Annotated in this window: 18 protein-coding genes and 1 tRNA gene; 13 read left to right on the top strand and 6 right to left on the bottom strand. The window is 63.4% G+C overall.

Translation table 11 applies throughout. The features are described from left to right. Nucleotides 1-64 precede the first annotated feature (64 nt). From rsmB to B0G73_RS25225, 10 genes are all read left to right on the top strand, one after another. Complete coding sequence (gene rsmB / locus B0G73_RS25270) at nt 65-1,504, top strand: 16S rRNA (cytosine(967)-C(5))-methyltransferase RsmB (protein ID WP_106283957.1); 1,440 nt, start codon at nt 65-67, stop codon at nt 1,502-1,504. Then, complete coding sequence (locus tag B0G73_RS25265) at nt 1,501-2,100, top strand: DUF4390 domain-containing protein (protein WP_106283956.1); 600 nt, start codon at nt 1,501-1,503, stop codon at nt 2,098-2,100. The genes rsmB and B0G73_RS25265 overlap by 4 nt, the downstream gene beginning before the upstream one ends. After that, a complete protein-coding gene (locus tag B0G73_RS25260) occupies nt 2,090-4,504 on the top strand; it encodes a PAS domain-containing sensor histidine kinase (RefSeq protein WP_106283955.1) in 2,415 nt (804 codons plus the stop codon). The genes B0G73_RS25265 and B0G73_RS25260 overlap by 11 nt, the downstream gene beginning before the upstream one ends. Beyond that, a complete protein-coding gene (gene esaR / locus B0G73_RS25255; protein ID WP_106283954.1) occupies nt 4,505-5,194 on the top strand; it encodes a response regulator transcription factor EsaR in 690 nt (229 codons plus the stop codon). 108 nt (nt 5,195-5,302) lie between these two features. Further along, nucleotides 5,303-5,378, top strand: a tRNA-Phe gene (locus tag B0G73_RS25250). 390 nt (nt 5,379-5,768) lie between these two features. Further along, nucleotides 5,769-6,503, top strand: a complete 735-nt coding sequence (gene queC, locus B0G73_RS25245) for a 7-cyano-7-deazaguanine synthase QueC (RefSeq protein WP_106283953.1) — start codon at nt 5,769-5,771, stop codon at nt 6,501-6,503. A 63-nt stretch (nt 6,504-6,566) separates the two neighbouring features. Continuing rightward, the gene (gene queE / locus B0G73_RS25240) at nt 6,567-7,199 is read left to right on the top strand and encodes a 7-carboxy-7-deazaguanine synthase (protein WP_106283952.1); all 633 of its coding nucleotides are present in this window, start codon (nt 6,567-6,569) and stop codon (nt 7,197-7,199) included. 9 nt (nt 7,200-7,208) lie between these two features. After that, entirely contained in the window at nt 7,209-7,652 is a 444-nt protein-coding gene (gene queD, locus B0G73_RS25235; protein ID WP_106283998.1) for a 6-carboxytetrahydropterin synthase QueD, read from the top strand. Between the two features lie 225 nt (nt 7,653-7,877). Continuing rightward, nucleotides 7,878-8,660: an HpcH/HpaI aldolase/citrate lyase family protein gene (locus B0G73_RS25230; RefSeq protein ID WP_106283951.1), complete on the top strand. Its 783-nt coding sequence runs from the start codon at nt 7,878-7,880 to the stop codon at nt 8,658-8,660. Beyond that, complete coding sequence (locus tag B0G73_RS25225; protein WP_106283950.1) at nt 8,657-9,361, top strand: tetratricopeptide repeat protein; 705 nt, start codon at nt 8,657-8,659, stop codon at nt 9,359-9,361. Before B0G73_RS25230 ends, B0G73_RS25225 begins: the two co-directional genes overlap by 4 nt. A 106-nt stretch (nt 9,362-9,467) precedes the next feature. On the opposite strand, the gene rodA is transcribed toward B0G73_RS25225, so the two are convergent. The 6 genes from rodA to B0G73_RS40635 all read right to left on the bottom strand — a co-directional run bounded on the left by rodA (nt 9,468) and on the right by B0G73_RS40635 (nt 16,281). Continuing rightward, nucleotides 9,468-10,616 carry a rod shape-determining protein RodA gene (gene rodA, locus B0G73_RS25220; protein WP_106283949.1) on the bottom strand — a complete coding sequence of 383 codons (1,149 nt, stop codon included), beginning with the start codon at nt 10,614-10,616 and terminating at the stop codon, nt 9,468-9,470. A gap of 9 nt (nt 10,617-10,625) precedes the next feature. After that, nucleotides 10,626-12,941, bottom strand: a complete 2,316-nt coding sequence (mrdA, locus tag B0G73_RS25215) for a penicillin-binding protein 2 (RefSeq protein WP_106283997.1) — start codon at nt 12,939-12,941, stop codon at nt 10,626-10,628. 142 nt (nt 12,942-13,083) lie between these two features. Continuing rightward, the gene (gene mreD, locus B0G73_RS25210; protein WP_095417751.1) at nt 13,084-13,596 is read right to left on the bottom strand and encodes a rod shape-determining protein MreD; all 513 of its coding nucleotides are present in this window, start codon (nt 13,594-13,596) and stop codon (nt 13,084-13,086) included. After that, complete coding sequence (mreC, locus tag B0G73_RS25205; protein WP_106283948.1) at nt 13,593-14,702, bottom strand: rod shape-determining protein MreC; 1,110 nt, start codon at nt 14,700-14,702, stop codon at nt 13,593-13,595. Before mreC ends, mreD begins: the two co-directional genes overlap by 4 nt. 153 nt (nt 14,703-14,855) lie before the next feature. Then, nucleotides 14,856-15,899 carry a rod shape-determining protein gene (locus B0G73_RS25200; protein WP_004189550.1) on the bottom strand — a complete coding sequence of 348 codons (1,044 nt, stop codon included), beginning with the start codon at nt 15,897-15,899 and terminating at the stop codon, nt 14,856-14,858. Nucleotides 15,900-16,131: 232 nt separating this feature from the next. After that, nucleotides 16,132-16,281 (bottom strand): hypothetical protein, encoded by a 150-nt coding sequence (locus tag B0G73_RS40635; RefSeq protein ID WP_181196639.1) that lies wholly within the window; start codon nt 16,279-16,281, stop codon nt 16,132-16,134. Between B0G73_RS40635 and gatC the strand changes: the two genes are divergently transcribed. The 3 genes from gatC (at nt 16,280) to gatB (ending at nt 19,741) form a co-directional block, all read left to right on the top strand. After that, nucleotides 16,280-16,579, top strand: coding sequence for an Asp-tRNA(Asn)/Glu-tRNA(Gln) amidotransferase subunit GatC (gene gatC, locus B0G73_RS25195; protein WP_105511670.1), 300 nt, complete (start codon nt 16,280-16,282; stop codon nt 16,577-16,579). The genes B0G73_RS40635 and gatC overlap by 2 nt on opposite strands. A 193-nt stretch (nt 16,580-16,772) precedes the next feature. Continuing rightward, nucleotides 16,773-18,260 (top strand): Asp-tRNA(Asn)/Glu-tRNA(Gln) amidotransferase subunit GatA, encoded by a 1,488-nt coding sequence (gene gatA / locus B0G73_RS25190; protein WP_106283947.1) that lies wholly within the window; start codon nt 16,773-16,775, stop codon nt 18,258-18,260. Between the two features lie 5 nt (nt 18,261-18,265). Continuing rightward, the gene (gene gatB, locus B0G73_RS25185) at nt 18,266-19,741 is read left to right on the top strand and encodes an Asp-tRNA(Asn)/Glu-tRNA(Gln) amidotransferase subunit GatB (protein WP_106283946.1); all 1,476 of its coding nucleotides are present in this window, start codon (nt 18,266-18,268) and stop codon (nt 19,739-19,741) included. The last annotated feature ends 132 nt before the right edge of the window (nt 19,742-19,873 follow it).

Raw genomic sequence — 19,873 nt, 5'->3', positions numbered from 1 at the left:
CGCCACGCTACAATGCGTGTTGATTGCGTCGCGCGCTCCCGCGCGGCCCGCCATAGCCTTCTTGATGACTACAAAGCCTTCTTCGCGTACCGCTTCCTCATCGGCGCGCCCGCGCGAACCACGTTTGTCGATGCTGCATCTCGCGCCCGAATCGCTCGGCTTCGCGCTCGACTGCGCGGGCCAGGCGGTCGGCGCCGTGCGTCTCGGCGCAGCGTTGCCAGCCGCGCTGCAATCCGTCTTCGTGTCCGCGCCCGAGGCCAGCGTTGCCGCGGCGCGTGGCGCGGTGCAGGACATCGCCTACCGCACCATGCGACGTCTCGCGATTGCCGAGTGGCTGATCGCGAAGCTGGTGAAAAAGGCGCCGCCGCCGCACGTCGGCCATGTGCTCGCGTGCTCGCTGGCCCTGCTCGTCGACGACGAAGCGAACGCTGCGTACGCACCATTCACGGTCGTCGATCAGGCAGTGAGCGCGATCGGCGCGCGCCGTGAATTTGCCTTTGCGAAGGGCCTCGTCAACGCCGTGCTGCGCGGTTTCCTGCGCGAACGCGAAACGCTATTGAGCGCCGCGCAAGCCGACGAAGTCGCACGCTGGAACTATCCGGCATGGTGGATCGATGCCGTGAAGCGCGCGTGGCCCGACGCATGGCAGTCGGTGCTAGCCGCCGGCAACACACAAGGCCCGCTGACGCTGCGCGTGAACGCGCGTCAATCGACGGTCGACGCCTACTTGCAAGTGCTGCAAAACCATCACATTGCGGCGAGCAGGGCCGGCGAGTACGCCGTCAAGCTCGCCACGCCGATGCCGGTCGACCGCATTCCGGGCTTCAGCGACGGCGTCGTCTCGGTGCAGGACGCCGGCGCGCAGCTCGCCGCGCCGCTACTCGACGTGCGCGACGGCATGCGTGTGCTCGACGCGTGCGCGGCGCCCGGCGGCAAGACCGGCCATCTGCTCGAACTGGCCAACCTTCAGCTCGTCGCGCTCGAAAGCGACGCGTCGCGCGCGCGCCGTATCGGCGAAAATTTGCGGCGGCTCAAGCTCGAAGCGGAAGTGCGGATCGGCGACGCGGGCGCGCCCGCAAAATGGCACGACGACATCGACCCGCCGTTCGATCGCATTCTGGCCGACGTGCCGTGTTCGGCGTCGGGCATCGTGCGGCGTCATCCGGATATCCGCTGGCTGCGCCGCGCGTCCGACATTCCCGCGCTGGTCGCCGAGCAGCGCCGCATTCTCGACGCGCTCTGGCCGCTCGTGAAACCAGGCGGCGAGTTGCTCTACGTTACGTGTTCGATCTTTCCCGAAGAAGGCGAGTTGCAGGCGCAGTGGTTTGGAAACAAGTATCAGGATGCGGTACGATTGGACGCGCCGGGGCAACTGCTGCCTTCAGTCGCTCGCGCGCCCGCCGACACATCGGCCGGTTCTCATGCCGGACAACCCGCTGAAGACAGCGCCGGCGCGAACTCAGACCACGACGGATTCTTCTACGCGCGCTTTCAGAAACGGTGACCATCAAACGCTTCTTCCCGCTTCGGCTCGCTGCCGTGCTCTGGATCGCGCTGGCCGTATGGCTGGCGGCGCCGGGCGTGGCGCACGCTGATTCGATCGCGGTGCAGCGTGCGTCGCTGCAAGCCGACAACACGGGTTGGAATCTCGACGCACGTTTCGACTTCGATCTGAACAGCAACCTCGAAGACGCGGTCAATAAAGGCATTCCGCTGTATTTCACGACCGACTTCGAACTGAGCCGGCCGCGCTGGTACTGGTTCGACGAGCAGCCGGTGAGCGTGTCGCAAAGCATTCGCCTGTCGTTCCAGCCGCTCACGCGCGAGTATCGCGTATCGAGCGTGTCGTCCGGCGGTTTGCAGCTCGGCTTCACCACGCTCAAGGATGCGCTCGCGGTGATCAAGCACATCACGTCGTGGCACGTGATCGAACGCAATGAAGTGCGTGTCGGCGAGACGTATAACGCGTCGGTGCGCATGCAACTCGACATCGCGCTGATGCCCAAGCCGTTTCAGATCGACGCGGTGAACAACCGCGACTGGAATCTCGCTTCCGAATGGAAGCGCTTTACCTTCACGGTGACCGAACGTGCTAAATAAAGTGCGCTCCGCTACCAGTGTCAGCAGCATCGTCGTGCGCGTGCTGGTGTCGACGGTCGCCGTGACGGCCGTGCTGCTGCTCGTGCTGCTCGCCGCGGCCAGCGCGAACACCGAATTCTTCGACCGCTATTACCAGTGGCTCTACGCCGCCAATCTCGTGGTCGCGATGATCTTTTTGCTGGTGGTGGCGACGCTCGTCATCATCATCATCGCGCGGCTGAGAAAGGGTAAGTTCGGTACGCGGCTGTTGGCGAAACTTGCGTTCTTCATGGCGCTGGTCGGCGTGGTGCCGGGCGGCATCATCTACGTCGTGTCGTATCAGTTCGTGTCGCGCAGTATCGAGTCGTGGTTCGATGTGAATGTCGAAACAGCGCTCACGTCCGGATTGAATCTCGGGCGCGGCATGCTCGACGCGTCGCTGTCCGATCTGCAAACCAAGGGCCGCTTGATGTCGGAACAGTTGGCGAGCGCGGACGCCGCCGGCACCACGCTCACGCTGCTGCGTCTGCGCGACCAGTTCGGCGTGCAGGATGCGACGATCGTCGAACCTACGCGCAGCATGTCAGGCGCGACGCCCGACATGCACGTGGTCGCGCAGGCCTCCGGCAACTACGCGACGCTGGTGCCGAACGATTTGCCCACGCCGTTGATGATCGAACAGGCGCGCGGCCGTGGCTATGCGGCGATCGAAGGCGAAGTGGACGGCGATCCTCACGCGCATGGCAGCAAGGGCGTGTTGCGGCTGCGGGTGGTGCAACGCATCCCCGATTCGAACGCCGCGCTGTTGCAGCCCACCGAACGCTTCCTGCAACTCACGCAGCCGGTTTCGCCCACGCTCGCGCGCAATGCCGACGCGGTGCAGCGCGCCTATCGCGAGTACCAGGAGAAGGCGCTCGGCCGTACGGGTCTGCGCAAGATGTATATCGGCACACTGACGCTCGCGCTGTTCCTTGCCACCTTCATCGCGATGATGCTCGCGCTCGCGCTCGGCAATCAGCTCGCGCGGCCATTGTTCCTGCTGGCGCAAGGCACCAAGGAAATCACGGAAGGCGATTACACGCCGAAGCGCGAAATCAAATCGCGCGACGAACTGGGCTTTCTCACGCAATCGTTCAATGCAATGACGCGGCAGTTGTCCGAAGCGCGCGCGGCGGTCGAGAACAACCGCATCGCGCTTGAACACTCGAAGGCGTATCTGGAAAGCATTCTCGCGAACCTGACTGCGGGCGTGTTCGTGTTCGACCGGCAGTTCAGACTGACCACCGCGAATCGCGGCGCCGAGCGGATTTTCCGTCAGCCGTTCCAGGCGGTGATGGGTTCGGCATTGGATCAGATCGGCGTGCTGAGCGAATTCGGCGGCATGGTGCGCAAGGCGTTTGCCGATCGCGAAGCGGCGAGCGGCGATGGTCACGACGATCGCGGTCACTGGCAGCAGCAGTTTTCCGTGCAGGTGCCGGACGAAACCGAGCCGCTTACGTTGCTCGTGCGCGGTGCGCGGCTTGTCTCGGCGACGGACCGCGACGCGGAAGACATGCAGACTTCCGGTTACGTCGTGGTGTTCGACGATATCTCGGACGTGATCTCCGCGCAGCGTTCCATCGCGTGGGGTGAAGTCGCGCGGCGGCTCGCGCACGAAATCAAGAATCCGCTCACGCCGATCCAGCTCTCCGCCGAACGTCTGCAGATGAAACTCGCCGACAAGCTCTCGCCATCCGATGCCGATGTGTTGAAGCGCGGCGCGACCACGATCGTGAACCAGGTAGCCGCGATGAAGCAGATGGTCGACAACTTCCGCGATTACGCGCGTACGCCGCCGGCGGTGCTCGCGCATTTGCAGCTGAACGATCTGGTCAGCGAAGTGCTCACGCTGTACGGTATCGAAGAAGGCAAGGGCGCCATTCAGGTGGAGCTCGCCGCATTGCCGGCGATTCGTGGCGACGCGACGCAATTGCGTCAGGTGATTCACAACCTGCTGCAGAACGCGCAGGATGCGGTGGCGGACCTCGAGCATCCGCGTGTGTTGCTCGAGACGAGGACAGTAGAATACGGAGACCCCGACGCGGAAGGCAAAGTCCGCGTCGCGGTGCGTCTGACCGTGTCGGATAACGGAGCGGGCTTTCCCGCGCGTATCCTCACACGTGCATTCGAACCTTACGTAACGACCAAGGCCAAAGGTACGGGCCTGGGTCTTGCGATGGTCAAGAAGATCGTCGATGAACACGGCGCGCGCATCGACATCCGCAATCGCATGAAAGCGGGAGATGTCATCGAGGGCGCGCAGATTTCGATCCTCTTCCTTCAACTGGCAGACGATGGCGTGGCACCCGGAACAGGGCCGCGTCCGGCGCACGGCGGTGCGTCGCAGGGAAAGACAAAAGCAACAGTGCAGACAAGGGCAGCGTAAATGGCAACCATCCTGGTGGTAGATGATGAAATGGGCATCCGGGAATTGCTCTCGGAGATCCTGAGCGACGAAGGGCATGTCGTGGAGGCCGCGGAAAACGCGCAGGAAGCGCGCGAATTCCGTTTGCGCCAGGCGCCTGACCTGGTGCTGCTCGACATCTGGATGCCCGACACCGACGGCGTGACCTTGCTTAAGGAATGGGCCGCGCAAGGGCAACTGACCATGCCGGTGATCATGATGTCCGGCCACGCAACCATCGACACGGCGGTTGAAGCAACCAAGATCGGCGCGCTCAATTTTCTCGAGAAGCCGATTGCGCTGCAGAAGCTGCTGAAGGCCGTCGAACAGGGTCTCGCGCGGGGCACGGCAGTGGGTGCGCCCGGCGGCGCGGCGGCCAAGCCGGTGTTGCCGGTGAGTGTTTCGGCGGTCGCTTCGGCGGCGGCATTGCCGATGCTCTCCACCGACGGCATGGGCAGCGGCGCGCTGGCTGCGCAAACGGCCTCGATCTCGTTCGACATTCCGCTGCGTGATGCACGCGACGCGTTCGAGCGCGCGTACTTCGAATATCACCTCGCGCGGGAGAACGGCAGCATGACGCGCGTGGCGGAGAAGACCGGGCTGGAGCGCACGCACTTGTACCGCAAGCTCAAGCAGCTCGGCGTGGATCTCGGCAAGAACAAAGGTGAGTGAACCGCGGAAGTGAAGTCGGCGTTAAACATGCGGATCTCGCTTCCACAGAATTTTTCGAGAAGGGGCTTGTCGGAGCGCTGACCCTTTGATATCATTTCGTTCTTCGTTGGCCCGGTAGCTCAGTTGGTAGAGCAGCGGATTGAAAATCCGCGTGTCGATGGTTCGATTCCGTCCCAGGCCACCAGGATTCAGCCCCAGGAAATCGCAAGATTCCTGGGGCTTTTCCTTTTTGTGCGCCTGGTGTGATGGGGCGTGACGGGCAGCGTTGCTTCGGCTTGCGTGCGCCACGTGTGCAGGGCGCGCTCGGCGGTGTTCGGCGTCGCGTGATAAAATCGCGCCAGTTCAAGGACTTGCACGTAAGTGCGTCGCCTGGGTGCCGCGCGGCAACGCCGCCACTAGCACCGAACCCTTCGCCCGACGATTAACGGTATAAGCGCCCAGCGACTCTGCGAGCGGAAGGCGCGGCCTATACTGCTTTGGGCCGGCAGCAGTGCCGGCACGCGTCGCGCCGCGTTGCTTGCATGGCGCACCTCGCGCAGCGCGACGTGGCACTCTTCATTCACGGAGTTTCACGGTGATCCGCAAAGACGCTAAACGTAGCGCTCTGGTGCTGTTTTCCGGCGGCCAGGATTCCGCCACATGTCTCGCCTGGGCGCTCGAACGTTATGAAACGGTTGAGACACTGGGCTTCGATTACGGTCAGCGGCACCGCGTCGAACTGGAATGCCGCGAGGGATTTCGCAATGCGGTCGCGCGCGCATTTCCGGCATGGGCCGAGCGTCTCGGCGACGACCACATGATCGATCTGTCGGTGCTCGGCGCGATCAGCGATACGGCGATGACGCGCGAGATCGAGATCGAAGCTACGGCGAACGGTTTGCCGAACACGTTCGTGCCGGGCCGCAATCTGATGTTCATGACCATCGCTGCGGCGATTGCCTATCGACGTGGTTTGCAGGTGCTGGTCGGCGGCATGTGCGAGACGGATTTCTCGGGCTATCCCGACTGCCGCGACGACACGATGAAGGCGTTGCAAGTCGCGTTGAACCTTGGCATGGACACGCGCATCCTGCTCGAAACACCGTTGATGTGGCTGGACAAAGCCGACACGTGGCGTCTCGCACACGAGCTCGGCGGCGACGAGCTGGTCGAGCTGGTGCGCGTTGAGACGCATACATGCTATGTCGGCGAACGCGCTGAATTGCATGCATGGGGTTTCGGTTGTGGCGAATGCCCGGCGTGCCGTTTGCGCAAGCGCGGTTACGAGGCGTATCTGTCGGGTGAGAAGGTCACCGAGGCGCCGCTCTGATGACGCGCGGCGCAGCAGCGCAACTCAGGCAATAATTTTCAGGAACACAGGGCAGAAAGCAGCATGGCTTACGCGGTCAAGGAAATCTTCTACACGTTGCAGGGCGAGGGCGCGAATGCCGGGCGTCCGGCTGTCTTTTGCCGGTTCGCCGGCTGCAATCTGTGGTCGGGCCGCGAAGAAGATCGTGCCGAGGCGGTGTGCCGCTTCTGCGATACGGATTTTGTCGGCACCGACGGCGAGAACGGCGGCAAGTACCGCACGGCTGACGATCTCGTGAAGATGATCGCGTCGCAATGGCCCGAAGGCGAGGGCGAGCGTTTCGTGGTGTGCACGGGCGGCGAGCCGATGCTGCAGATCGATCAACCGTTGGTCGACGCGCTGCATGCCGCCGGCTTCGAAATCGCCATCGAAACCAACGGCTCGCTGCCGGTGCTCGAAACGATCGACTGGATCTGCGTGAGCCCGAAGGCCGACGCACCGCTCGTCGTGACCAAGGGCAACGAATTGAAGGTTGTGATTCCGCAGGACAACCAGCGTTTGTCCGAGTATGCGAAGCTCGACTTCGAGTATTTCCTCGTCCAGCCTATGGACGGGCCGTCGCGCGACCTCAACACCAAACTCGCGATCGACTGGTGCAAACGCCATCCGCAATGGCGCCTGTCGATGCAGACCCACAAGTATCTGAACATTCCCTGATTTGCCGTGCTGACGATTACACGAAAACTCGAATTCGACGCGGGTCACCGCATCCCCGATCACCGCAGCCAGTGCCGTAATCTGCACGGTCATCGCTATGTGCTCGAAATCACGCTGCAAGGCGATCTGGTCGACACCGAAGGCGCGCCCGATCGCGGCATGGTGATGGACTTCGCCGACGTGAAGTCGCTCGCCGTCGAGCATCTCGTCGACAAGTGGGACCACGCGTTTCTCGTCTACGAAGGCGACGCGCAAGTGCGCGGTTTCCTGGAAACGATGGCCGGCCACAAGACGGTCGTGCTCGATCGCATTCCCACCGTCGAAAATCTTGCCGCCGTGGCGTTCGACATTCTCGCGAACGTCTACGACGCGCACTACGGCGTGAATCTGCGTCTGCACAAGCTGCGTCTGTACGAGACGCCGAATTGCTGGGCCGACGTGGTCCGCGACTAAAGCCTGTAACCCGACGCTCGCGGGCCGCTCGCGCGGCCCAACCCTCGCGTTATTGTCACGGTATGATCGCTCCGACAACCACACGGAGCGAGACATGCCGGTCACCGCATTGCGTCGCAGCAGGCAGCCGGGCCGCCACGGCCCGGGCGCTCATCTGGCCCACAAGGCCAGCGCGCTTTTCCGCAGTTCAGGCGAAGCGCCGCTTCATTGCGAGGGAGCGCGGCGATGAGCACCTTCACCAATCCCCTCAAGTCACGCCTTAAAGAAACCGATCCGCTGTTCGGACTGTGGCTCTCGCTCGGCAGCGACGCCGCCGCCGAAGCGCTCGCGCACGCCGGTTACGACTGGCTGCTGATCGACATGGAGCACTCGCCGAACGATAGCGGCGACGTCGCCTCGCAATTGCGCGCGATCGCCGCCGCGCATCTGCCGAGCGAGCCGGTGGTGCGCGTGCCGTCCAGCGAGGCATGGTTCGTCAAGCGTGTGCTGGATGCCGGCGCGCGCACGCTGATGTTCCCGAATATCGAGTCCGCGGACGAGGCGGCGCGCGCCGTGCGTCTCACGCAATATCCGACCGCCGGCGCGCTCGACGGTGAGCGCGGCGTCGCCGGCGCGGTGCGGGCTGCGGGTTACGGCATGCGGCGTGACTACGTGCAGACGGCCAACGCGCAGATTGCGACCATCGTGCAGATCGAGTCGGCGCGCGGCTTGCAGGAAGTGGAAAAGATCGCGGCGACGCCGGGCGTCGATTGCCTGTTCGTCGGGCCGGCGGATCTCGCCGCGAGCCTCGGTCATCTCGGCGATTCGAAGCACGCCGACGTGCAGGCCGCAATGGCGCGCATCGTCAGCGCTGCGGACAAGGTGGGCATTGCTGCCGGTATTTTTGCCATGGACGTCGCGAGTGCGAAGCAGCACCGCGATGCCGGTTTTCGATTCATCGCTCTGGCCGCCGATGTCATGTGGATGTTGCGCGCGACTCGCCAGGCGCTGCAGGAGGTGAGGTCATGAAGGGGATGGTGCAGTGCGTCGTGGTGCGTCTGGCAGTTGCAGCGGCATTGATGGCGAATGTGGCGGCCTATGCGCAAGACAGCCGGATCGCGAAGTCGAATGATCCGGAGACGCAAACCGCGGTCGCCGACTACAACGCCGGCAATCTGGCTGCGGCGCTTGTCGAGTTCCGCAAAGCTGCCGAGCGCGGCAGCCGTCTCGCCGAGTTCAACTACGCGATGATGCTGCTCAACGGCGAAGGCACGTCGGTCAATGTCGATGAAGGCAAGAAATGGCTGCGCAAGGCCGCCGACGCCAACATGTCGCACGCGCAATACGTGTACGGCAAGATGTACGACGATGGCGAGTTCGTCGGGCGCGATCCGGTTGAGGCGCACCGCTGGTTCCTGAAGGCGGCGGAGCAGGGACACGTGCAGGCGGAGCTGGCACTGGCCAATCAGTTCCTCGATGGCCGCGGCACCGAGCGCGACAACAAGCAGGCGTTCGTCTGGTACAAGAAAGCCGCGCAGGGCGGCGACATGACCGCGCAATACGTGGCCGGCTCGTTTTATGAGCGGGGCGGCGACGGTGTGGAGAAGAATCTCAACGTGGCGCGCGCTTATTACGCAGCCGCGGCGGCGCAGGGCGATCCGGCGGCGCGCCTCAAGTATCAGCAACTCAGCGCGCAGTTGCGGGATCAGAAGGAAGTGAAGCCGCAGTAAGACCGTGGTGTTTTGATAACGACGCTGGATGCAAAAAGGGACGCTCCGTGAAGAGCGTCCCGTTTGCTTATGGAGTCGCCGGCAAAGCCCGCGCGGCACCGCCGCGCTAGCTCTGCATCAACCGCTTCTGCCGCGCGACACTCATGATCAGGCCGATCGCGACGCCCAGCGTGGTCAGCGCGGTGCCACCGTAACTCATGAATGGCAACGGCACGCCGACCACCGGCAAGATGCCGCTCACCATGCCGATATTCACGAACGCGTAGGTGAAAAACGCCATGGTCAATGAGCCGGCTAACAGGCGTCCAAATAGCGTCGCGCCATTGGCCGCGATATACAGGCCACGCGCGATCAACAGCATGTATAGCGTGAGCAGCACGACGCCGCCCGCCAGCCCGAACTCTTCGGAGAACACGGCGAAAATGAAGTCGGTGTGCTTCTCAGGGATGAACTCCAGGTGCGCCTGCGTGCCCTTCAGCCAGCCTTTGCCAAGCGGGCCACCCGAGCCGATCGCAATGACCGCCTGAATGGTATGGAAGCCCTTGCCGAGCGGATCGGAAGTCGGATCGAGCAGTGTGCAGATGCGGTGTTTCTGGTAGTCGTGCATCAGCGGCCATTGCACTTCCGGCTGACAGATTTTGTCCTGAAAGGCCGCAATGGACGCGACCGCGATCACGCCTGCAATCAGCACCGGCACGATCAGCTTGAAACTCAGGCCAGCGAAGTAAATCACGAAGAGGCCGGCCGCGAACACCAGCACGGCTGTGCCGAGGTCGGGCTGCTTGGCGATCAGGCCGACCGGCACCGCGAGAATCACCAGACCGACCAGAAAGTCGTACCAGCGCATTACCCCTTCGCGCCGCTGGTAGTACCAGGCGAGCATCAACGGCGTGGCGATCTTCAGGATTTCCGACGGCTGGATCACCACGCCCACATTGATCCAACGCTTCGCACCTTTGCGCGTGAGGCCGAATAGCGCCACCGCGACCAGTAACGCGATCCCGAATGTATAGAGCGGAACCGCGAAGCGCATCAGCGTGGTGGGTGGCACATTGGCGAGCGCCCACATCAGCACGAAGGTCAGCATGATGTTGCGCAACTGGTCTTCCACGCGGCCGGGGACATCCAGACTCGCGCTGTACAGCGTGACGATGCCGACGCACAACAGCAGAAACACGATCAGTGCGAGCGGGCGATCGAAGCCCGCGAACATCCGCTTGATGCGGTCGAGCCAGGCGCGCTTGTCGAATTGCATGCCTTCTCCTTACTCGTCGATGCCGCCGGAAACCGGCTGGCGTGGCGACGTGGCCTGAATGCCGCCATCGCGCGACGCAGCGGCGGCTGTCGGCGCCGGCTCGCTGGCCGGACGGGGTTTATGCGGGACGCCGGATTTACGCGACGACGGATTCTTCGTGGCGGTGGATGCGGACGTCGAGGCGGCAACCGGTGCCGATGCGGCATCAGGGGCGGAAGCTGCTGCCGCCGCGGACGCCGCCTTCGCAGCCGCCGCAGCGGAGGCCGCCGCTGCCGCCGAAGCCGCGCCGGGAATCGGCAGCGCGGTGAAGCCCGCTGCGACCTTGACCGGCTGCACGCCGTCCTGCGGCGCCAGCGGTGCGCCGCCGACTTCCGGCGCGGACGCATCTTCGGTTGCCGACGCCGCTGCTTCGATGGCCGCTTGCTGCGCACCCGGTTTGTTCTTGCCGACCAGGTAATAGTCGAGCACCTTGCGCGCAATCGGGCCTGCGGATTCCGCACCCCAGCCGCCGTTTTCGACGATCAGCGCGAGCGCGATCTTCGGTTGCTCGGCTGGTGCGAACGCGATGAAGAGCGCGTGGTCGCGCAGATGCTCGGCGACCGCGTGGCCTTTGTAGTTCGCGCCCTGCAGCGAGTAGACCTGCGCCGTACCCGTCTTGCCGGCCGCCTGATACGGCGCGCCGATGAACAGCTTCGACGCCGTGCCGTTGGTCACGACGCCTTCCATCGCGCGCTTGATGATGTCGATGTCCGATTGCTTGACCGCGATCTTGTCGCTCGGATCGCGCACCACCGGCCGCGTGTCTTTCGTGATCGGATTCTCGATGTCGCGCACGAGGTGCGGCTTCATCACGACGCCGTTGTTCGCGAGCGTGGCCGTGGCGTGAGCGAGCTGGAGAATGGTGAACGAGTTGTAGCCCTGGCCAATGCCGAGACTGATCGTTTCGCCTTCATACCAGCGTTGCTGCTCGGGCTTGCGGTACGCCTTGCGCTTCCATTCCGTGGAGGGAAGAATGCCCTTCGCCTCGCCCGAAATGTCGATGCCGGTGATCTGGCCGAAACCCCACGGTTTCATGAAGTTGGCGATATTGTTGACGCCGAGATCGTGCGCGAGCATGTAGAAATACGTGTCGTTCGACACCACGATCGCGCGGTTCATATCGACCCAGCCTTGGCCCGAACGCACGTCGTTGCGGAACGTGTGGCCGCCGAAGGTGTACGAACCGGGATCCTGGAAGCCCCAGCCCGGCGTGCGCTTGTGCAGCGTGAGCGCGGCGAGCGCCATGAAGGGCTTGTAGGTCGAGCCCGGCGGATAGGTGCCGTGCAGCGGACGGTTGAGCAGCGGATGGTCGGGCGAGTTGTTGAGATCGTCCCAGGTCTGCTGGTCGATGCCGTCGACGAACGAATTCGGATCGAAGCTCGGCGCGGACACAAAGGCGAGCACGTCGCCCGTCGACGGTTCGATCGCGACCAGCGCGCCGCGGCGGCCCGCGAAGGCCTGCTCGGCGACCTGCTGCAAGCCGATATCCAGCGACAGCACGAGGTTGTTGCCGGGCGTCGCCTGGGTTCGCGACAACGTGCGCACCGGGCGGCCGCCTGCGGTCACTTCCACTTCCTCGAAACCGGTCTGGCCGTGCAACTCGGTCTCGTAACTCTGCTCGACGCCGATCTTGCCGATGTAGTCGGTGCCCTTGTAGTTATTCGCGTCCAGACGCGGATCGTAGTGGTCCGGATCGCTGTCGTTCTGGTCGCTTGCGTCGTCGATACGGTCCTGATCGCGCTGCGAAATCCGGCCGATGTAGCCGATCACGTGCGCCGCGGTCGGCCCGAGCGGATATTGACGGAACAGGCGCGCGCGCACTTCCACGCCAGGAAAGCGGAAGCGCTGCGCGGTGAAGCGCGCCACTTCGTCGTCGGTCAGTCGGGTGCGGATTGGCAGGCTCTCGAAGTTCTTCGAGTCCTCCTGCAGCTTCTTGAAGCGGCGGCGGTCGCGTGCATCGATTGAAACGACCGTGGCCAGGTTGTCGATCACGTTTTCGATCGAGTCGTTCAGCTTCGACGGCGTCAGTTCGAGCGTGTAGGCCGAGTAGTTCTTGGCCAGCACCACGCCGTTGCGATCGGTGATGATGCCGCGGTTCGGCACGATCGGCGCAACGGAGATGCGGTTTTCATCGGCCTGCAGCGAGTATTTGCTGTAGTGCCAGACCTGCAGAAACAGGAAACGGAAGCCGATCAACCCGAAGCAGACGAACACGAACAGGCCCGCCGCCGCGACGCGCAGGCGGAACTTCGAGAGCTGTTGCTGAGTGTCCTTGAATTCGGTCATGCGATTCTGCAAAAGGCCGGGTGACGGCCATCATGAGTGTGCGCCTTTTCCGGCCGGAACCGGGAGGCATGAACAGCGATGCGCGTCGAGCGGGCCGGGAAAGTGGGTTCTGGCAAGAACGGCCGGCGCGCTCGATGCGGGATCAAATAGGCCGCGTATCGTCCGGATCGGCGGGGCGGCGCTGCGGCATCAGCAGCAGCATGCTGGTGACCGGCCACAGCGCGGCTTCGACGAAGCCGTCGATCAGATATCCCCAGCCCGGGAACGCCGCGCCCGTCAGCAAACGGATCACGAACGGCACCAGTTGCGCGACCACGAGCAGCGGCATGACCGCGAAGGTCTGCACGCCGAGCGACATCCACAGCACACGGCGGTGAATCGTGATCGCACCGTACGACAACAACGTGTACGCCAGCGCGTGCTCGCCGAGCAGGCTGGCGTTGTGTACATCCATCAGCAAACCGAGCGAAAACGCGATACCCATGCCGACTTTGCGCGGCTGGTGCACGTTCCAGAACAGCAATACGAGCGCGACGAAGTCCGGCACGCCGACGAGGCGCCCCCACGGCATCAGGTTAAGCAGGAACGCCGCAGCGAGGCTGAACGAGATGAAGTAAGGATTGACCGGCTGCAGGATGTATTGCGGACGGTTCATGGCTGGGCCCCTGGCTTGGCTGGCGGCTTCGCGTTCTTGTCAGCGGCCGGTTTCTTTTCGGCGGCGGGCTTTTTCTCCGCTGCGGGCGGTTTGGCCGGCGCTTTTTCGGTGGGCTTGGCGGTTACGGGTTTCTCGGCTGCGGCCTTTTCGCCGGCTTTTGCCGGGGATTTATCCGCCGCGGCCTTGCCGTCGGCCGATTTGGCGCCTTTCTTCGCTTTTGCGTCTTTCGCGGCCGTGGCTGCGTCGGGCTCTTCGGCCGGACGCGGGGGCACATTGTTCACGTAATGCAGCACCAGCAACTGACGCGCGCCGCGCACCGGCGCGACCGGCAGGCAGATCACACGCGCGAACGCCGTATCGGCCTGCTTGTCGACCCGCACCACCTTGGCGACCGGCAGACCCGGCGGATACACGCCGTCCAGACCGCTGGTGACGAGTTCATCGCCCGTCTGAATGTCGGCGCTGATCGGCACGAAGCGCAGATCCAGCGTGTCGCCCTTCGGCGTGCCGTAAATCACGCTGCGCAGACCCGTGCGCACGATCTGCACAGGCACTGCCTGATCTTTGTCTGTGAGCAGCGTCACTTCGGCTTGGAGCGGGAACACGCGCGTTACCTGGCCAATCACGCCGTCTTCGTTGACGACCGGCGAACCGTTCTGGATGCCTTGCTGCGCACCTCGGCCGATCACGACCTTCTGCGTGAACGGATCACGCGTGTCGTACTGGATTTCGGCAGGCAGCGATTCCGTGGTGGAGCGCTGCGACAGTTGCAGCAGCGCGCGCAAATGCGCGTTCTCGGCCGCCAACCCAGCGGCCGTATTGGCTTGCTGCGAAAGCTGCAGATCTTTGGTGCGCAGTTTGTCGTTTTCGCTGCGCAGCGTGGCGCTGGTCACGGCCAGGTCGGCGGCGCCCACGAACATATCGCGCGGCACGAGGGCGGCGCGTTGCAACGGATAGAGACCCGCGCCGAGCACGCCGCGAACGATTTCGAGCGTTTTGAAGCGTGCGTCGGAGATCAGCAGGGCGATCGCCAGCAAGACAAAAAATACGAGTCGTGCGAGGGCGGACGGTCCTTGCTTGAACAGGGGCGGCGGACTGTATTCCATGGTCGGCGCCGGGGGCGTGAGCGGTTGGGTGAGACGGCGGCGCGCGAGGAACGCGCGTTCAGCGCGCGGAGGCTGGTAGGCCCAGCCAACGGCAAACCGGCCCGCAAGGAGCCGTTTGCCTGATCCGCGCTACTGACATGGAGACGGGCTCGCTTACTCGTACGAGAAGATGCTGCCCAGCTTGTCCATGCGTTCGAGCGCCATGCCCGAGCCGCGCACAACGCAGGTCAACGGGTCTTCGGCGACGAGCACCGGCAGGCCGGTTTCTTCGGCGAGCAGGCGGTCCAGATCGCGCAGCAGTGCGCCACCGCCCGTGAGCATCATGCCGCGCTCGGCAATGTCGGCGCCGAGTTCCGGCGGCGTTTGTTCGAGCGCGATCTTCACCGACGACACGATCTGGTTCAGCGGATCGGTGAGGGCTTCGAGAATTTCGTTGCTGGAGATGGTGAAGCTGCGCGGAATGCCTTCCGACAGATTGCGGCCCTTCACTTCCATTTCCTTGACTTCGGAACCCGGGAAGGCGGAGCCGATTTCCTTCTTGATGGCTTCGGCGGTTTGCTCGCCGATCAGCATGCCGTAGTTGCGGCGGATGTAGTTGACGATGGCTTCGTCGAACTTGTCGCCTCCCACGCGCACCGAGCCTTTGTACACGATGCCGCCGAGCGAGATCACGCCGACTTCGGTCGTGCCGCCGCCGATATCGACGACCATCGAGCCGGTTGCTTCCGACACCGGCAGGCCGGCGCCGATAGCCGCGGCCATGGGTTCTTCAATGAGGTAGACCTGCGAAGCGCCCGCACCGTGCGCGGCTTCTTTAATGGCGCGGCGCTCGACCTGGGTCGAACCGCACGGCACGCAAATGATGATGCGCGGCGACGGCGAGAACATGCGCGATTCGTGAGCAGTTTTGATGAACTGCTTGATCATCTGCTCGGTGACCGTGAAGTCGGCGATCACGCCGTCTTTCATGGGGCGGATTGCCTCGATGTTGCCCGGCACCTTGCCGAGCATCTGCTTGGCTTCCTTGCCGACTGCCTGGATGGTTTTCTTGCCGTTGGGACCGCCTTCCTGGCGGATCGACACCACCGACGGTTCATCAAGAACGATGCCCTTGCCACGCATGTAGATAAGCGTGTTGGCCGTACCGAGGTCAATGGCCAGATCGTTGGAAAAGTAGCTGCGCAAAAAACCGAACATTCAAAATCCTGTCTCGCTGGGGGCCGGGCCTCGCAATGGTTGCGCAGGGCGGCAGCGGAAAAAATAACAGCTTCAACCGGGCGGATGCGGCGCCACAGGAACTTGAAGCTGCGAGGGAGTCTACCGGAGGCCGATGCAAAGCCAGGTCAGAAAAATCCGAACTATCTTTGGGAATTGTTCAGAAAGGCCTTGGTAAGACGGTCCGGGTTTGGGTCGAACGCGTAATGATACCTTATAATTTTGGATGTTTTGAAGGAAACGGACGGCACTTTTTGCCACCGCTGGCCCCTTTTTCGAGGTCTTCCTCCAGCGTCGTAACCCGCTGTCGCGGCATCGTTTTTTGCTTGCTGCGGCGGTCCACCACATTTTCCGGTGACTGCATGGCTCTGACCCTGACCGATGTAAAACGCATCGCGCATCTCGCGCGGCTCGAACTGGCCGACGCCGACGCTGAGCACACGCTCGTCCAGCTCAACGATTTTTTCGGCCTCGTCGAGCAGATGCAGGCGGTCGATACCACCGGCATCGCGCCGCTTGCCCATCCGATCGAGCAGATCGAAGACGTCGCGCTGCGTTTGCGTAACGACGCGGTGACCGAAACGGTCGAACGCGAAGCTTTCCAGCGCCCGGCGCCCGCCGTGCAGGACGGCCTGTATCTCGTGCCGAAGGTGATCGAGTAACACCCGCGCATCGAGCCCGGCGCGGTATGCGAGCGGGCCTCCAGAAGAAGTGCCGACTTGCGGCATATCGACTCGTGGCTTCAGCGCTCGCATAACCGTCGTCTCCGGCTTCCTCGGCTCGGTTTGCCGGCGGGTAGCCGAACGCCTCCACGGCAGCGTGACTACGCTGCCGCGCTCTTCAGGATAAAACGCAATGCATGAAAAAAGTTTGACCGAACTGCGCGCCGCACTGACGGCCAAGGAATGCTCCGCAGTCGAACTGGCGCAGCTCTATCTGAAGCGGATCGACGCGGCCAACAGCCTGAACGCATTCATCCAGGTCGATCCCGATCTGACGCTCGCGCAGGCGAAAGCCGCGGACGCGCTGCTTCATACCGGCCACGCCGGCCCGCTGGTCGGCCTGCCGATCGCGCACAAGGACGTGTTCGTCACCAAGGGCTGGCGCTCCACCGCCGGCTCGAAAATGCTGTCGAACTACGAAAGCCCGTTCGACGCGACCGTGGTCGCGCGTCTGCAGAACGCCGGCATGGTGTGCGTGGGCAAGACCAATATGGACGAGTTCGCGATGGGCTCGTCCAACGAGAATTCGTATTTTGGTCCTGTGCAGAATCCGTGGGATGTTAAGGCTGTGCCGGGCGGTTCGTCGGGCGGGTCGGCTGCCGCTGTGGCCGCGCGCCTCGCGCCCGCTGCAACGGGTACGGATACCGGCGGCTCGATCCGTCAGCCGGCGTCGTTCTCCGGCATCACCGGTATCAAGCCCACGTATGGTCGCGTGTCGCGTTACGGCATGATCGCGTTTGCCTCGTCGCTGGATCAGGGCGGTCCGATGGCGCAAAGCGCCGCGGATTGCGCGACGCTGCTCAACGCCATGGCCGGCTTCGACGAACGCGATTCGACCAGCCTCGTGCGCGACGACGAAGACTACACGCGCTACCTCGGCAAACCGTGGAAAGAAGACGGCGCCGGCAAGCCGCTCGCCGGCCTGCGCATCGGCCTGCCGAAAGAGTATTTCGGCGCCGGTCTTGCCGACGACGTGCGCGCCTCGATCGACGCCGCGTTGAAGCAATACGAAGCACTCGGCGCCACGCTGGTCGAAGTCTCGCTGCCGAAAACGGAGTTGTCGATTCCGGTGTACTACGTGATCGCGCCGGCCGAGGCTTCGTCGAACCTGTCGCGTTTCGATGGCGTGCGCTTCGGCCATCGCGCTGCGGAGTATCGCGATCTGCTCGACATGTACAAGAAGTCGCGCGCCGAAGGTTTCGGCCCGGAAGTGAAGCGCCGCATTCTGGTCGGCGCCTACGTGCTGTCGCACGGCTATTACGACGCGTACTACCTGCAGGCGCAGAAGATCCGCCGCATCATCGCGCAGGACTTCCAGGAAGCGTTCAAGCAGTGCGACGTGATCATGGGACCGGTCGCGCCGTCGGTGGCGTGGGACCTCGGCGCGAAGGGCGACGATCCGGTGCAGATGTATCTGGCCGACATCTACACGCTGTCGGTGAGCCTCGCCGGTTTGCCGGGCATGAGCGTGCCGTGCGGCTTCGGTGCGGGCGCGAATGCGCAGCGTCCGGTCGGTTTGCAGATCATCGGCAACTATTTCAATGAAGCCCGGATGTTGCAGGTGGCCGACGCGTTCCAGCGCGCGACCGACTGGCACCGCAAAGCACCGGCAGGAGTGTGAGCACCATGGCCAAGCAATGGGAAGTCGTGATCGGTCTGGAGACCCACGCGCAACTGTCGACTCAATCGAAGATTTTTTCGGGCACCGCGACGCAATTCGGCGCGGCGCCGAACACGCAAGCCAGCCCCGTCGATCTGGCGTTGCCGGGCACGTTGCCGGTGATGAACCGCGGCGCCGTGGAGCGCGCGATCCAGTTCGGTCTCGCGATCGGCGCAACGGTGGCGCCGCGCAGCATCTTCGCGCGCAAGAATTATTTCTACCCCGATCTGCCGAAGGGCTATCAGATCAGCCAGTACGAAATCCCCGTCGTGCAGGGCGGTCAGGTAACGATTCAGGTGCCGGCTAATGAAAAGGCCGGCAAGGAAGCGTATGAGAAGGTCGTCAATCTCACGCGCGCTCACCTCGAAGAAGACGCGGGCAAGTCGCTGCACGAAGACTTCGCGGGCATGACCGGCATCGACCTGAATCGTGCCGGCACGCCGCTGCTTGAAATCGTGACCGAGCCTGAAATGCGCAGCGCGGCGGAGGCGGTCGCTTACGCGAAGACGCTGCATACGCTCGTCACGTGGCTCGGTATCTGCGACGGCAACATGCAGGAAGGCTCGTTCCGTTGCGACGCGAACGTGTCGGTGCGTCCGGTCGGCCAGGCCGAATTCGGCACGCGCGCCGAGATCAAGAACCTGAACTCGTTCCGCTTCCTCGAAGAAGCGATCCAGTACGAAGTTCGCCGTCAGATCGAGTTGATCGAAGACGGCGGCACGGTGGTGCAGGAAACGCGTCTGTACGATCCGGACAAGCGCGAAACGCGCTCCATGCGCAGCAAGGAAGACGCGCACGATTACCGCTATTTCCCCGATCCCGATCTGATGCCGCTCGTGATCGACACGGCGTGGATCGAGCGCGTCAAGGCAGAGATGACAGAGCTGCCGGTGGCGATTCAACAGCGTTTCGTGTCGCAATACGGTTTGACGCCGTACGACGCTAACGTGCTGACGTCGAGCAAAGCCATGGCCGCGTACTACGAAGCGGTGGTGAGCAAGGTCGGTCCGGCCAACGCGAAGGTTGCCGCTAACTGGCTGATGGGCGAAGTGTCGTCGCAACTGAATCGCGAGGGTCTCGACATTGCCGGGAGCCCGGTGTCGTCCGCGCAACTCGCGTTGCTGCTGCAGCGTATCGCCGACGGCACCATCTCCAACAAGATCGCCAAGGAAATTTTCCTCGCGACCTGGGAAGAGAAGGCCACCGACGAAGCCGCCGCCGACCGCATCATCGAAGCGAAGGGGCTGAAGCAGATTTCGGATACCGGCGCGCTGGAAGCGATCATCGACGAAGTGCTCGCCGCGAATCAGAAGTCGGTCGAGGAGTTCCGCGCCGGCAAGGAAAAGGCATTTAACGCGCTGATCGGTCAGGCAATGAAAGCGACGAAGGGCAAGGCCAATCCGGCGCAGGTGAACGAACTGCTGAAGAAGAAGCTATCCTGAGTCGAAGTTAAGTTGAGCGTGAACGACTGAAGCGTTAAAGCTCAGGTCAGCACGGGCTGTTGCCGGCAACGAAAGTGGGGCAACGGCCCGTTTCATTTTGCGGGTCCGTTTAAACAAACGCAGATCACGGAG

Source organism: Paraburkholderia sp. BL25I1N1, from assembly GCF_003002025.1.
Taxonomy (GTDB): Bacteria; Pseudomonadota; Gammaproteobacteria; order Burkholderiales; family Burkholderiaceae; genus Paraburkholderia.
This window is presented reverse-complemented; position numbering and strand designations above follow the sequence as displayed.

What these genes read in the sequence shown, in the direction of transcription:
- rsmB (WP_106283957.1), top strand. Translation starts at nt 65, where the DNA reads ATGACTACAAAGCCTTCTTCGCGTACCGCTTCCTCATCGGCGCGCCCG.
- esaR (WP_106283954.1), top strand. Translation starts at nt 4,505, where the DNA reads ATGGCAACCATCCTGGTGGTAGATGATGAAATGGGCATCCGGGAATTG.
- queE (WP_106283952.1), top strand. Translation starts at nt 6,567, where the DNA reads ATGGCTTACGCGGTCAAGGAAATCTTCTACACGTTGCAGGGCGAGGGC.
- B0G73_RS25230 (WP_106283951.1), top strand. Translation starts at nt 7,878, where the DNA reads ATGAGCACCTTCACCAATCCCCTCAAGTCACGCCTTAAAGAAACCGAT.
- B0G73_RS25225 (WP_106283950.1), top strand. Translation starts at nt 8,657, where the DNA reads ATGAAGGGGATGGTGCAGTGCGTCGTGGTGCGTCTGGCAGTTGCAGCG.
- rodA (WP_106283949.1), bottom strand. Translation starts at nt 10,616, where the DNA reads ATGCAATTCGACAAGCGCGCCTGGCTCGACCGCATCAAGCGGATGTTC.
- mrdA (WP_106283997.1), bottom strand. Translation starts at nt 12,941, where the DNA reads ATGACCGAATTCAAGGACACTCAGCAACAGCTCTCGAAGTTCCGCCTG.
- mreD (WP_095417751.1), bottom strand. Translation starts at nt 13,596, where the DNA reads ATGAACCGTCCGCAATACATCCTGCAGCCGGTCAATCCTTACTTCATC.
- mreC (WP_106283948.1), bottom strand. Translation starts at nt 14,702, where the DNA reads ATGGAATACAGTCCGCCGCCCCTGTTCAAGCAAGGACCGTCCGCCCTC.
- B0G73_RS25200 (WP_004189550.1), bottom strand. Translation starts at nt 15,899, where the DNA reads ATGTTCGGTTTTTTGCGCAGCTACTTTTCCAACGATCTGGCCATTGAC.
- gatC (WP_105511670.1), top strand. Translation starts at nt 16,280, where the DNA reads ATGGCTCTGACCCTGACCGATGTAAAACGCATCGCGCATCTCGCGCGG.
- B0G73_RS40635 (WP_181196639.1), bottom strand. Translation starts at nt 16,281, where the DNA reads ATGCAGTCACCGGAAAATGTGGTGGACCGCCGCAGCAAGCAAAAAACG.
- gatA (WP_106283947.1), top strand. Translation starts at nt 16,773, where the DNA reads ATGCATGAAAAAAGTTTGACCGAACTGCGCGCCGCACTGACGGCCAAG.
- gatB (WP_106283946.1), top strand. Translation starts at nt 18,266, where the DNA reads ATGGCCAAGCAATGGGAAGTCGTGATCGGTCTGGAGACCCACGCGCAA.